The sequence below is a fragment of the Curtobacterium flaccumfaciens genome, from assembly GCF_004361695.1.
In the GTDB taxonomy this organism is placed as follows: domain Bacteria; phylum Actinomycetota; class Actinomycetes; order Actinomycetales; family Microbacteriaceae; genus Curtobacterium; species Curtobacterium flaccumfaciens_B.
The window spans coordinates 265,579-279,267 of the sequence record NZ_SNVW01000001.1; the positions used below are offsets into that span (position 1 = coordinate 265,579).

Genomic DNA, 13,689 nt, shown 5'->3' on the forward strand with positions numbered 1-13,689 from the left:
CGCCTCGCGGCCGGCACGACGGGTCAGGCGACGTACGCGCGGGTCGCTGCCACCAGGGCGTCGACACCGACCGGGATCGCCGTCTCCGCCTGCGGCGCGTAGAACGGCGAGTGGTTGCTCGGGATGTCCTCGCCGCGACGGAAGAGCTCCGGGTCCGTGATGCCGGTGAACCAGTACACGAGCGGCGCTCCCGCGGCCGTGGCGAGCTGTCCGACGTCCTCCGACGCCATCGCGAGACCGATCTCCAGGTCACGGGCGCCGGGGACCTCGGCACGGATCGCGTCGAGCACGACCTGCGCCTCGTCGACGTCGTTCACGGTGACCTCGGCGCCGGGCGAGCGCTCGATGGTCGGCGCGGGCAGCCCGCCGGCCTCGCTCTCGGCGCGGACGATGCGCTCGATCGACGCGATGATCCGCGCCCGGGTCTCCTCGTTGCGGGCACGGGTGGAGATCTCGATGACGGCCTCGTCGGGGATGATGTTCGCCCGGGTGCCGGCGTGGAAGCTGCCGACGGTCACGACGCCGGCGTCACTCGGGGAGACCTCGCGGGAGACCACGGTCTGCAGCCGGACGACGGCCGACGCGGCGGTGACGACGGGGTCGAGCGACGCCTGCGGCGCGGAACCGTGCGCCCCGCGGCCGTTGAACGTGACGGTGAGGCGGTCGCTCGACGCCATCACCGGGCCGCTGCCGACCGCGACGATGCCGACCGGTGCCGGTGCCGAGTGCTGTCCGAGCACGACGTCGGGCTTCGGGAAGCGGTCGACGAGGCCGTCCTCGACCATGGCCCGCGCGCCCGAGATGACCTCTTCGGCGGGCTGGAACACGGCGACGACGGTGCCGTGCCAGTCGGTGGTGGTGGCGGCGAGCCGCTCGAGCGTGCCGAGCAGCCACGTCACGTGGATGTCGTGCCCGCAGGCGTGCATGGTCGGCACGTCGTTGCCGTCCTCGTCGGTGCCGCGGTGTTCGCTCGCGTAGGGCAGGCCGGTGCGCTCCTGCACGGGCAGCCCGTCCATGTCGGCGCGGAGCCACACGACGGGCCCCTCGCCGTTCGCGAGCACGCCGACGACACCCGTGCCGCCGACGCCCGTCGTCACGGCGATCCCACCGATCTCCGCCAGCCGGTCGGCGACGATGCCGGCGGTGCGGTGCTCCTGGAAACCGAGCTCGGGGTGGGCGTGGAGGTCCTGGTACAGCGAGAGGAGGTCGAGAGTCACGCGCACCACGCTACAACCGACACCGGCCCGGCCACCTCGATGAGGTGACCGGGCCGGCGGTGGAGGGCGTGCCTCCAGGCTGTCGCTTACGCGTCCTGACGCTTCAGGCGGGCGTACGAGCGCTGGCGAGCCTGCGCATCGAGCTCGACCTTGCGGATGCGCACAGCGTCGGGGGTGACCTCGACGCACTCGTCCTCACGCGCGAACTCGAGGCATTCCTCCAGCGAGAGCTGACGCGACGGCGTCATCGACTCGAACGTGTCGGCGTTGGCCGACCGCATGTTCGTGAGCTTCTTCTCCTTGGTGATGTTCACGTCCATGTCGTCGGCGCGCGAGTTCTCGCCGATGACCATGCCCTCGTAGACCTCTTCGGTGGGGTTGACGAAGAACGTCATCCGCTCCTGCAGGTTCGTGATGGCGAACGGCGTGACCACACCGGAGCGGTCGGACACGATCGAGCCGTTGATGCGGGTCTGGATCGGGCCGGCCCACTCGTCGTAGCCGTGCGAGATCGCGTTCGCGATGCCGGTGCCGCGGGTCTCGGTGAGGAACGACGTGCGGAAGCCGATCAGGCCACGCGACGGGACGATGAACTCCATGCGCACCCACCCGGTGCCGTGGTTCGTCATGTTCTCCATGCGGCCCTTGCGCGCCGCCATGAGCTGCGTGATCGCGCCGAGGTACTCCTCCGGCGTGTCGATCGTCATGTGCTCGTACGGCTCCTGCAGCTTGCCGTTCTCGTCACGCTTCGTGACGACCTGCGGCTTGCCGACGGTGAGCTCGAAGCCCTCGCGACGCATCTGCTCGACCAGGATGGCGAGCGCGAGCTCACCACGGCCCTGGACCTCCCACGCGTCCGGGCGGCCGATGTCGAGGACCTTGAGCGAGACGTTGCCGATGAGCTCGCGGTCGAGGCGCTCCTTGACCATGCGGGCGGTGAGCTTGTGGCCCTTGACCTTGCCGACGAGCGGCGAGGTGTTCGTGCCGATCGTCATCGAGATCGCCGGGTCGTCGACCGTGATGGTCGGCAGCGGACGGACGTCCTCGGGGTCGGTCAGGGTCTCACCGATGGTGATCGTGTCGAAGCCGGCGACGGCGACGATGTCACCGGGGCCCGCCGACTCGGCCGGGTAGCGCTCGAGCGCCTTCGTGATGAGGAGCTCGGTGATGCGGGCGTTCTGGACGGTGCCGTCGTGCTTGACCCACGCGACCGTCTGGCCCTTCTTCATCGTGCCGTGGAAGATGCGGAGCAGCGCGAGGCGACCGAGGAACGGCGACGCGTCGAGGTTCGTGACGTGGGCCTGCAGCGGGTGCTCGTCGTCGTACTTCGGCGCGGGCACGTGCTGGAGGATCGCCTCGAACAGGGGCTCGAGGTCGTCGTTGTCGGGCAGCGAGCCGTCGGCCGGCTTGTTGCGGCTGGCGGCACCGGCGCGGCCCGAGGCGTAGACCACGGGGACGTCGAGGATCGCGTCGAGGTCGAGGTCGTCGACCTCGTCCGACAGGTCGGACGCCAGGCCGAGGAGCAGGTCCTGCGACTCGGAGACGACCTCGTCGATGCGGGAGTCGGGGCGGTCCGTCTTGTTGACGAGGAGGATCACCGGGAGCTTGGCGGCGAGCGCCTTGCGGAGCACGAAGCGGGTCTGGGGCAGGGGACCCTCGGACGCGTCGACGAGCAGGACGACACCGTCGACCATGGAGAGGCCGCGCTCGACCTCACCACCGAAGTCGGCGTGACCCGGGGTGTCGATCACGTTGATCGTGATGGGACCGTCCGAGCCGAACTCGTTCGCGTGCTTCCCGTTGTAGAGCACCGACGTGTTCTTCGCGAGGATCGTGATGCCCTTCTCGCGCTCGAGGTCGTTCGAGTCCATCATGCGGTCTTCGCCCTCGAAGTGGGCGTCGAACGAGTTGGTCTGCGTGAGCATCGCGTCGACGAGGGTGGTCTTGCCGTGGTCGACGTGTGCCACGATGGCGACGTTGCGCAGGTCGGACCGGGTGGCGAGCGCCATACAGGACATCCTTCAATTTCTTGGGAAGAGTCGGGCCGGCAGCATCGGCGCCACGCCCGCGGGCAGAACGCCCGACACGCCAGTCTACCGGTAGTTCGCAACCGACAGGAGTACAGACGATGAGCCGTCGGCGAACGTGGGTCGAGATCACGATCGTCCTGATGCTGTCGCTCGGTGGCAGCGCCCTCTACTCGGTGCTCCAGATCATCGACGACCTGTCCCAGACGACGCCGCTCGGACAGCAGTCCACGGCACTCAACACGTCGACGACCACCGTGCAGTACGTCGACCTCGCACGGCAGCTCGTGGGCATCGCGGTCGACCTGGCGCCGGTCGCGCTGGTGTGCTTCCTGCTCTGGCGCACGACCCGCCCGCACCTCGGCCGGCTCGGCATCGACCGGTTCCGCGTGGGCCCCGACCTCGGTGGTGCGGCACTGATCGCGCTCGGCATCGGGATCCCGGGGCTGGCGCTCTACTTCACCGGCCGCGCGCTCGGGTTCACCGTGAACGTGAACCCGGCGGCGCTCGACTCGTACTGGTGGACGATCCCGGTCCTGCTGCTCTCGGCGATCCGCTCCGGGCTGCAGGAGGAGGTGATCGTCGTCGGCTACCTCTACGAACGGCTCGGCGGCCTCGGGTGGGGGCGCTGGCAGGTGATCCTCTCCACCGCGGTCCTGCGCGGGAGCTACCACCTGTACCAGGGCTTCGGCGCGTTCGTCGGGAACGCCGTGATGGGCATCGTCTTCGGCTGGATCTACACGAAGTGGGGCCGGCTCCTCCCCCTCGTCATCACGCACTGCCTGCTCGACGCGGCGGTGTTCGTCGGGTACCCGTGGGTGGCCCACGCCTTCCCCGCGCTGTTCCGCTGACCCGCTGCTCCGCTGCTCCGCTGTGCTGCTGCTGCGCCGCGCCACTGGTCCGCCGCGCCGCTGGTCCGCTGGTCCGCTGCGCCGCTGCTCCACCCCCGTTCGGGCGTCGGCGATGCGGTGGACCAGCACGACCCCGGCTCGGCGATCCCACAGTGAACCCACAGCGCGGCGCAGCACCCCGCCGATCCCCCGGCCCTAGCGTGGCGACATGAGCATCCCCGCGGTGGGCGACCCGGCGCCGCGCTTCACCCTGCCCGGCATGATCGTCCGCGACGGGAACCGTGTCGACGACGAGTACTCGCTGTCCGCCGAGATCGGGCGGGCCCTCGTCCTCGCCTTCTACCCCGGCGACGCCACCGCGGTCTGCACGGCGCAGCTCTGCAGCTACCAAGAGGAACTCGACGACTTCGGCGACCTCGGTGCCGTCGTGTGGGGTGTGAGCCCGCAGGCGCTCGACTCGCACGAGGCGTTCGCCCGCGGCTCCTCGCTCACCTTCCCGCTGCTGAGTGACACCGCCGGGGACGTCATCCGCGCGTACGGCGTGCAGGCGCCCGGCATCGGGCTCCGTCGCTCGGTGTTCGTGATCGGGCCGGACGGGGTGGTCCGCTGGCGGCACGTCGGGCTGGTCGGACTCCGGTTCCCGAAGGCCGAGACGATCCGGGCGCAGATCGAGCTCCTGGTGGCGTGAGCGCGGTGGCGCCTGGTGGTGTGAGTGCGCTCGATGCGCGTGCATGCAGATAGCGCGGATCCGGCGTGGCGTTCCCCGGAATTTCTCGCCGTGGGGTATTGACACCCGAACGGGGGGACGAGGACCATTGGTGGAACGAGAGGTCCACACAGGATCTGCCTCCCCGGGGAATCGGGTCGTCCGGAGATACGCGACGGTGTGTCACACCCGCTCTCCGGGCGTTCCCGGGGAGGCATCTCGTAACCCTCTTGCTTGTAGCCTCGTGGGCGTGCAGACCACCACGATCCTCGCCCCCGGCATGCGCACGCTCGCCGTCGTCCTGTGGGTCGTCGCCGTCGTGCTCGTCCCCCTCGCCCTCGTCGGTGACGGGATCCGCTGGCTCGCGCCCGTCCCCAGCGTCTTCATCGCCCTGGTCGCCTGGGCGGTCCTCTGGCGCCCCCGCTTCGAGCTCACGCCGGAGCACCTCCGCATCGTCGACGTCCGCCGCACCAGCACCTACGCGTGGCGTCGCGTCACCGAGGTCCGCACGAAGTACGGCATCGAGATCGTCTCGAGCGAGGGCGTCCGCCGCACCTGGCTCGCCACCCGCAGGTCGGCCCGGCTCAGCGCCGTGGTCGAGGGCCAGCCAGGAGGCGCGACCCACCTCGACGTCGACGCCGCGGCCGAGCGCATCCGGGCCTTCGTGCCCGCCCCGCCCGCGCAGAACGGCCCGCCCCCGGCGACGGTGACGGCTGCGCCGATCACCCACCGCGCGCACGGGTGGACGATCCTCGCGATGATCGTCCTCGGCGTCGCCGCGTCCATGGCGGCCGCGCAGCTGTAGCCCGCGGCCGGCGGGGCGGGCGCGGCCCGCGCCTCCAGGCCGCCACGTGGGCCGTTCCGCGCGTCCCGGGCCCTTCCGCGCGTACCGGGTCCTTCCGCGCGTACCAGGTCGATTCGCGCGTACCAGGTCGTTTCTTTCGACCCGGTACGCGCGATTCCGCTTCCTACTACGCCCGCGATGGGAAGGAACGCACACCGGGACGGACTGGAGGCGCGGGGCGGCCCGGCACCGTGCCTCCAGGCCGACGCGCATGGGTCGTTCCGGGCGTACCAGGTCGTTCTGGGCGTACCAGGCCTTTTCGCGCGTACCAGGTCGTTCCTTTCGACCAGGTACGCGCGATTCCACTTCCTACTGCACGAGCGATGGGAAGAAACGCACACCGGGACGGACTGGAGGCGCGGGGCGGCCCGGCACCGCGCCTCCAGGCCGACGCGCATGGGTCGTTCCGGGCGTACCAGGCCTTTTCGCGCGTACCAGGTCGTTTCTTTCGACCAGGTACGCGCGATTCCGCTTCCTACTGCACGCGCGATGGGAAGAAACGCACGCCGGGACGGACTCGAGGCGCGGGGCGGCCCGGCACCGCGCCTCCAGGCCGACGCGCGTGGGTCGTTCCGCGCGTACCAGGCCGTTCCGCGCGTACCAGGTCGATTCGCGCGTACCAGGTCGATTCGCGCGTACCGGGTCATTTCTTTCGACCAGGTACGCGCGATTCCACTTCCTACTGCACGCGCGATGGGAAGGAACGCACGCGCGCGCGAACGACGACATCCCCGACGTCGTGTGACGTCGGGGATGTCGTTGCGGTTCGGGTCCTACTCGTCCGAGCCGGCGGCGAGGATCTGGCGACGCAGCTCGCGACGCTCGCGCTGGACGTCAGGGTCCGGCAGGGGCACCGCGGCGATGAGTCGCTGCGTGTACGGGTCCTGCGGGTCGCGGAGGATCTGGTCGCGCGTGCCGACCTCGGCGAGGTGACCGTGGTGGAGCACCGCGATCCGGTCGGCCAGCACGTCGATGACCGCCAGGTCGTGCGTGACGAACAGGCAGGCGAAGTCGAACTCGCGCTGCAGGTCCTTCAGCAGCTCGAGCACGGTTGCCTGGACCGACACGTCGAGCGCCGACGTCGGCTCGTCCGCGATGAGCAGCTTCGGCCGGAGTGCCAGCGCGCGGGCGATGCCGATGCGCTGCTTCTGGCCGCCCGAGAGCTCGTGCGGGAAGCGGGTCGAGTACGCGGTGGGGAGGCGCACGGCCTCGAGCAGGGACTCGACCTCGCGCTCGAGCTCGCGGCCCTTCATGCCCTTGCCGAGCAGCAGCGGCTCACCGATGGACTGACCGATCGTCATGCGCGGGTTGAGCGACGACGACGGGTCCTGGAAGACGATGCCGGCGTTCTGGTGGACCTGGCGCACGAGCGACCGCGTCGGCTTCGAAAGGTCGACGCCGGTCACGTCGAGCTGGCCCGACGTGATCGGCAGGAGCCCGATCGCCGCGCGGCCGAGCGTGGACTTGCCGGAACCGGACTCGCCGACCAGGCCGACGACCTCGCCCTCGTGCACCGTCAGGTCGACGCCGTCGATGGCGCGGAACGCCTTCACGCGGCCGCGGCCCGGGTACTCGATGACGACGTCCTTGAACTCGAGGACCGCCGGGCCGAGCGTCTGGACGACGTCCGTGTGCAGCAGGGTCTCGTGGACCTGGACCGGGGTGTCCTGCTCGACGACCGCCTCGAGGGTCTCGGTGAGGTCGATGACCACGTCGCCGGCCTGGCCGAGACGGGGCACGGCGTCGAGGAGGGTCTGGGTGTACTCGTGCTGCGGCGCCGCGAAGACGTCACGCACCGTGCCGGTCTCGACGGCCACGCCCTGCTTCATCACGACGATGCGGTCGGCGAGGTCGGCGACGACGCCCATGTCGTGCGTGATGAGGAGGACGGCGCTGCCGAGCTTGCCGGCGAGGTCGCGGATGAGGTCGAGGATCTCGGCTTGCACCGTGACGTCGAGGGCCGTGGTCGGCTCGTCGGCGATGAGGAGCTTCGGGTCGCAGGAGATCGACTGGGCGATCATCGCGCGCTGCCGCTGCCCACCGGAGAGCTGGTGCGGGTAGGAGTCGAACGCCTTCTGCGGGTCGGGCATCTCCACCATGGTGAGGAGCTCGATCGCGCGGACCTTCGCCTCGCTCGGCGAGATGCCGTAGTGGATGCGGAGCGTCTCGACGATCTGCGACCCGACGGTGAAGACCGGGTTGAGGGCCGTCATCGGCTCCTGGAAGATCACCGCGATCTCCTTGCCGCGGTACTCGCGCAGCTGCGCCGAGCGGAGCCCGAGGAGCTCGGTGCCCTGGAACTCGATCGAGCCGTTCACGCGGGCGTTCCGGGGCAGGAGGCCGAGGATCGACATCGAGCTCACGGACTTGCCGGAGCCGGACTCACCCACGAGGGCGAGGACCTCACCGGACTCGATGACGTAGGACAGCTGCTTGACCGCGGGGGTCCAGACGTCGTCGACCGCGAAGTCGACGTCGAGCCCGGAGACCTTGACGACGGGGGTGCTGGTGGCGGCCGGGGTGGTGGCCGCGGAGGCGGGCGTGCTCAACGACGTCCGGTCCTTTCCCGGTCGTTCGTGACGACCGCGTGGGTGGTGATGGAGGAGCGCTGGCGCCGGGGGTGCAGGCGTCGGGAGCGGAGGCTCCGACCTGCGACGATGGAGGCATGCCTGCCACCCCGACGACGCGCGATGTGTTCGTGTCCAAGTTCAACCGCGGACTCGCGATCGCCCTCTGGCTGATCGTCGCCCTGCTCGTCGTCACGACCGTGCTGAACGACGCGACCTGGCAGGACCGCGCGCTCGCACTCGTGCCGACGGCGTTCGGCGTCCTGCTCGGCTGGGTGGCGCTCTGGCGTCCGCGTCTGGCGGTCGACGACGACGGCATCGAGGTCGTCAACGTCTTCCACACGGTGCGGGTGCCCTGGGCGGCGCTCGTGCACGTCGACACGCGATTCGCCCTGACGCTCGTCACGCCGAACCGACGCGTGGCGGTCTGGGCCGCCCCGGCGCCCGGTCGTGCCGGTGTCGCCCTGGCTCGTCGGCAGAACCAGCGGCACGGACGCGTCGTCCCCGACGCCGAGGACGGCAACCGCCGCGCGGGCGACCTGCTGTCCACCGCGTCCGGAGACGCCGCGTACCTGATCCGGCAGCGCTGGCACGACCTGCGCGAACGCGACGCCATCGAGCTCGGCACCGCCGACAGCGTGCGCGTGCCGGTCACCCTGCACTGGCTGTCGATCGTGCTGCTCGCGGCGACCGCCGTTGGCGGCTGGTTCGCCATCGCGGCGCGCTAGGACACGGGGGGACGTCACGCGCTGATCATCTCCGAGCCGGACGTGTTCTCCGGCGCGTCGGCCTCACGCGTCTTGCGCAGGCTGAACCGCTTCGAGCGCGGGTCGAACGCGTCGCGCAGGCCGTCACCGATGAAGTTCACGCACAGCGCGAGCAGCACGATGAACGAGGCCGGCCACCAGAACAGGTACGGACGTGTCTGGAACGCCGACTGGTTCTGGCTGATGAGCAGACCGAGCGACGAGTCCGGCGCCTTGATGCCGTAGCCGAGGTAGCTCAGGGCCGTCTCGAGCAGGATCGCGGAGGCGATGAGGAGCGTCGCGGAGACGATGATCACGCCGATCGCGTTCGGCAGGATGTGCCGGAAGATGATCCGGATGTCCGACGCCCCCGCGACCCGGGCCGCCTCGACGAACTCGCGCTCACGGAGCGACAGGAACTCGGCGCGGACGAGACGGGCGATGACCATCCAGGACACCAGACCGAGCAGGAGCGCCAGGCCCCACGCCCCGAGGCCGTTGGCCGTCTTGCCGACCACGGCACCGATCACGATCGCCGGGATGACGATGAAGATGTCGGTGATGCGCATCAGGATCGCGTCGACGACGCCGCGGAAGTAGCCCGCGACCGCACCGACGACCACGCCGATGAACGTCGCGAACAGGCCGATGACGATCATGACGAGCACGGAGTTCTGGATGCCGCGCATCGTCAGGGCGAAGTAGTCCTTGCCGATGCGGTCCTGCCCGAACGGGTGGTCCGAGGTCGGAGCGCCACCGTTCTGCAGGTCCTCGAGCGCCTTGTACGAGTAGTGCCACCAGCCGGGGATCGGACCGAGGCCGACCGCCGAGACGGCGAAGAGCAGCACGAGGACGTAGAGCACCAGCGCCACGACCGCGAGGCGGTTCGCGAGGAAGCGGCGGAGGATGATCCGCCCCTGGCTCTCACCGATCTGCTTCTCGTGCGAGCCCGGGGTGTTCCCCGTCTCGAGGCCGTCGCCGATGTTGGGTTCGAGCGGTGCGCCGCCCTGGATCGTGCTCATCGGGTTCCCTCCTGGGGGTGCACTGCCGTGGAGTGGCCGGCCGCGCTCGTGGCGCGACGACCCTGCATCGTGGTCCGGGGCGCGGTCATCGGACACGCACCCGCGGGTCGAGGGCCGAGTAGGCCAGGTCGGCGAGGAAGTTGAACGCGATCGCGGTGATCGCGATGACGAGGAAGTACCCCATCACCGGGTTCACATCGGTGATCGACAGACCGCTGTTGAACAGGCTGCCCATGCCGGAGATCGCGAAGACCCGCTCGGTGATGATCGCGCCACCGAGGAGTGCGCCGACGTCCGTCGCCACGAGCGTCGCGATCGGGATGAGCATGTTGCGGAGCGCGTGGCGCACGATGACGGTGCGCTCCGGCAGGCCCTTCGCGCGGGCGGTGCGCACGTAGTCCTGGTCGAGGACCTCGAGCATGCCCGAGCGGGAGTACCGCGTGTAGCTCGCGAAGCTGATGAGCAGGAGCGAGATCGTCGGCAGCAGCAGGTGCGTGTAGGTGTCGATGCCGGTGATCCAGAAGTCACCGGTGAGGCCCGGCGTCTGCGAACCCACCGTCGCGATCGGACGCGACACGTAGTTCTGCGTGTAGTCGATCCACGAGCGCATGAAGCGGTCGAGCAGGATGACCCCGGCGCTGAGGAACGCCGTCAGCGCACCGATGCGCATCATCAGCCCCCGGTCGTGGCCACCGACGAAGAAGCCGGACGCCAGGCCGACCAGGACGGTCACGACGGCGAGGATGAAGATCGTCGCGCCGGACGACACGTTGAGCAGACCCTGCAGCGCGAAGTAGCAGATGATCGCGACGAGGACGTTGATCCCCGCGACGAGCCACGCACGGCGGTTCTTCGTACCGGCGAGCAGGGCGACCATGGCCACGCCGATGCCGGCGCTGAACAGGATGACGAACACCGGGCCGAGCGACGGGTCCGTGAACCAGCCCGTGGCCTGCATGAGCAGCAGCATGCCGGCGGTCACGACGGCGCTGATCGCGCCCACCATGAGTCGTCGCTTCAGGACGCCACCGACGATGAGCTGGATGACCAGGCCGACGATGACCGCGATGAGCACGAGTGTCACCGGTGGGATCTTCGGGTCGACCAGGAAGTTGTTGTAGTCGAGCGCGATGAACGACTTCAGGAGCACGGCCATCAGGAAGGACGGCAGCGAGTACAGGAAGAAGCTGACCAGCGTGATCGAGTAGTCGAAGCCCGAGTAGACGCGGAGGGCGGTGACGACGCCGAGGCCGATGCCGAAGATGATCGCCAGGATGAACGAGAACGTCACCAGCTGGATCGTCGAGCCGACGGCCTGCGGGAGGAGCTCCGCGACGGGCTGGTTGCTGAACGTGGTGCCGAGGTCGCACTGGCCGATCACGCACTTGCCGACGCCGGTGATCCAGATGCCCCAGCGGAGCGGCGGGATGACGTCGAGGTGCTGGGCCGCGGTCCGTGCAGCGATGAGCTGGTCACGGTTCGGCGAGTTGCTGCTCTGGAGGTCCTGCAGGGGGTTCCCCGCGATCGCCGCCAGGTTGTACATGATGAACGACGCAGCGATGAGGATGAGGACCGAGACGAGGATCCGTCTCGCGATGAAACTCACCATGGGCGATGGGTGCCTCTCCGGTGTGGTGGATCGTACTGCTGGTCGTCCGATCGGGCGGCCCGAGCAGCAAGAGTACTGGGTCCCGCGTTGCGGTCGTCTTCGACATCGCACAGCGGTGGGTGCCGGGGTCTCCGGCGAAGAGTGGTGCCGGACAGGGTCCCGGCTCACGGGAGGGCGCCGGACTCGTCGAGTCCGGCGCCCCCTCGTGTGTGGTGCTGATCAGCGACCGGTCAGGATCACTTGGTCCAGTCCCAGACGTTCCAGAAGATGCCCGTCTGGCCGCCGAAGTAGTCGACGCCCTTCAGGTTCGAACCGGTGGCGAAGAGCCCCGGGCTCTGGAACAGCGGGAGGCCGTAGCCCTGCTCGAAGGCGATCTTGTCGATCTGCTGCTTCATGTCGTTGAGCTTCGACTCGTCCAGCGTCGTCTGCGTGTCCACAGCGAGCTTCGAGGCCTCCTCGTTGGCGAACTTGTTGTAGTTGCCCGAGTTGTTGGTCTGGAAGAGCTGCGGGATCGCGGCGTTGCCGGCACCCGGGTTGACCCAGCCGAAGATCGACGCGTCGTAGTCGCCGCCCGCGAGGAGCGAGGACCAGTCCGGCGAACCGCCGTCGACGACCTTGATGCCGGCCTTGGCAGCCGAGGCCTGGATCGCCTGGAACGTGTCCACGCGGTTCGGGTTCTCGGTGTTGTAGAGGATCTTGATCGACGGGGTGGCGCCGTTCAGGAGCTTCTTCGCCTGGTCGATGTCGACCTTCGAGTACTCGTCGGAGTCGTTGTTCTTGACCGCGTCCTCGTAGCCGTCCTGGCCCGGCAGGTAGAGCTGCGAGTCGAGGACCTTGGCGTCCTTGTTGATCGGGGTGACGATCGACTTCAGGATCTGCTCACGCGGGATGGTGAGGAGGAACGCCTTGCGGACGTTCTCGTCCTTGAACACGGACGCGCCGAAGTTCAGGTCGAGGTGGTCGTACGCGACCTGTGCACCCTCGATGACCTTCACGCCGGAGGCCTCGTCGAGCGCCTTCACCGTGTCGGCCGAGGCCTGCGGCTGGATCGCGTCGACCTCGCCGTTCTGGAGGGCCGTGACCTGGGCGTTCGCGTCACCGATGAAGCGGACGACGAGCTTGCCGAACTTGACCTTGTGCTCGCCCGTGTACTCGGGGTTCGGCACGAGGGTCATCGACTGCTTCGGGGTCCACGCGGAGACCATGAGCGGACCGCCGGAGACGAGGAGCTTCTTGTCGCTCGGCAGGCTGGTCTTGTCGTAGCCGGTGTTGACGAAGTCGGCGACCTTCTTGAGGGTCTCGTTCGCCGCGGCGGGCTTGGCCGGGTCACCCGCGGGGGTGTCCTTGAGGGCCTTGAGCAGATCGTCGGTGGTCGTGCCCGCCTCGTCCGCGACGACGTGCGCCGGGAACTGGATCGGGTTGACGAGGTTCCAGTCGACGTAAGGTTCCTTGTACGTCAGGGTGATCGACGTCTTGGTGATGTCGCTCGGGTAGTCCGTCTTGAACGGCGAGGCTGAGGCGAGGGAGAAGTACTGCGTCCCGCTCGTGACCTTGCCGTCGGCGTCCTGCGTGGCCGAGTCGTAGTAGCCGGACGCCTGCGCCCAGCCCAGGAGGAGGTCGTCAGAGGTGATCGCCTTGCCGTCGGACCACTTCGCGTCCTTGTTCAGCGTGTACTTGACGGTCAGCGGGTCGTCGCTGAGCTTCTTGACCGTGCCGAGGTCGGTGTTCGGCGTGATCTTGTAGTCCGACCCCAGCGTCACGAACTGCGGCTGGGTCATGTAGTTGATCATGCCGTTCATGTCCAGGTTGCCCTGGGGGGTGTTGAAGTTGAACGACGTGACTTCGTTGACCTGCGCGACCGTGACGGTCTTGTTCGACGCCGAACCGGACTCGTTGGCACTCGGAGAGGTGGTGCAGCCAGCGAGGGCGATCGCGGCCGCCCCGGCCAGGGCGACGGCGCCGAGCAGCTGGCGTCCCCGCTTCTTGGTGATGTTCACTCTGTGATCCTCCTGATGGAATGTGATCGAACGTGCAGGAGGCAGGACCCACGGCGCGTTCCCCAGAACCATAGGTGCGGGTCGGAAGGCGCTCAAAATCTCC

At 68.9% G+C, this 13,689-nt stretch carries 10 protein-coding genes; 4 read left to right on the forward strand and 6 right to left on the reverse strand.

The features are described 5' to 3' along the window. Positions 1-23: 23 nt before the first annotated feature. Together EDF64_RS01205 and typA are read right to left on the reverse strand one after the other, a co-directional pair. Positions 24-1,217 carry an amidohydrolase gene (locus EDF64_RS01205; RefSeq protein WP_166645552.1) on the reverse strand — a complete coding sequence of 398 codons (1,194 nt, stop codon included), beginning with the start codon at positions 1,215-1,217 and terminating at the stop codon, positions 24-26. Between the two features lie 86 nt (positions 1,218-1,303). Next, on the reverse strand, positions 1,304-3,226 hold the full coding sequence (gene typA / locus EDF64_RS01210; RefSeq protein WP_133518278.1) for a translational GTPase TypA: 1,923 nt from the start codon (positions 3,224-3,226) through the stop codon (positions 1,304-1,306). Between the two features lie 119 nt (positions 3,227-3,345). Here typA and EDF64_RS01215 point away from each other — a divergent pair, with 119 nt between their 5' ends. The 3 genes from EDF64_RS01215 (at position 3,346) to EDF64_RS01225 (ending at position 5,606) form a co-directional block, all read left to right on the forward strand. Beyond that, positions 3,346-4,095, forward strand: coding sequence for a CPBP family intramembrane glutamic endopeptidase (locus tag EDF64_RS01215; RefSeq protein WP_071292702.1), 750 nt, complete (start codon positions 3,346-3,348; stop codon positions 4,093-4,095). Positions 4,096-4,303: 208 nt separating this feature from the next. Next, the gene (locus EDF64_RS01220) at positions 4,304-4,783 is read left to right on the forward strand and encodes a peroxiredoxin (protein WP_133518279.1); all 480 of its coding nucleotides are present in this window, start codon (positions 4,304-4,306) and stop codon (positions 4,781-4,783) included. A 268-nt stretch (positions 4,784-5,051) separates the two neighbouring features. Continuing rightward, positions 5,052-5,606 (forward strand): hypothetical protein, encoded by a 555-nt coding sequence (locus EDF64_RS01225; protein ID WP_133518280.1) that lies wholly within the window; start codon positions 5,052-5,054, stop codon positions 5,604-5,606. Between the two features lie 812 nt (positions 5,607-6,418). On the opposite strand, the gene EDF64_RS01230 is transcribed toward EDF64_RS01225, so the two are convergent. Then, positions 6,419-8,194, reverse strand: a complete 1,776-nt coding sequence (locus EDF64_RS01230) for an ABC transporter ATP-binding protein (protein WP_133518281.1) — start codon at positions 8,192-8,194, stop codon at positions 6,419-6,421. Positions 8,195-8,310: 116 nt separating this feature from the next. On the opposite strand from EDF64_RS01230, the gene EDF64_RS01235 reads away from it, so the two are divergent. Continuing rightward, positions 8,311-8,940 (forward strand): PH domain-containing protein, encoded by a 630-nt coding sequence (locus EDF64_RS01235; protein ID WP_133518282.1) that lies wholly within the window; start codon positions 8,311-8,313, stop codon positions 8,938-8,940. 14 nt (positions 8,941-8,954) lie between these two features. Here EDF64_RS01235 and EDF64_RS01240 read toward each other — a convergent pair whose 3' ends face one another. The 3 genes from EDF64_RS01240 to EDF64_RS01250 form a co-directional block, all read right to left on the reverse strand. Beyond that, positions 8,955-9,980 carry an ABC transporter permease gene (locus EDF64_RS01240; RefSeq protein ID WP_133518283.1) on the reverse strand — a complete coding sequence of 342 codons (1,026 nt, stop codon included), beginning with the start codon at positions 9,978-9,980 and terminating at the stop codon, positions 8,955-8,957. An 85-nt stretch (positions 9,981-10,065) separates the two neighbouring features. Then, positions 10,066-11,589 (reverse strand): ABC transporter permease, encoded by a 1,524-nt coding sequence (locus tag EDF64_RS01245; protein WP_133518284.1) that lies wholly within the window; start codon positions 11,587-11,589, stop codon positions 10,066-10,068. Positions 11,590-11,825: 236 nt separating this feature from the next. Next, the gene (locus EDF64_RS01250; protein ID WP_133518285.1) at positions 11,826-13,586 is read right to left on the reverse strand and encodes an ABC transporter family substrate-binding protein; all 1,761 of its coding nucleotides are present in this window, start codon (positions 13,584-13,586) and stop codon (positions 11,826-11,828) included. Positions 13,587-13,689: the final 103 nt, after the last annotated feature.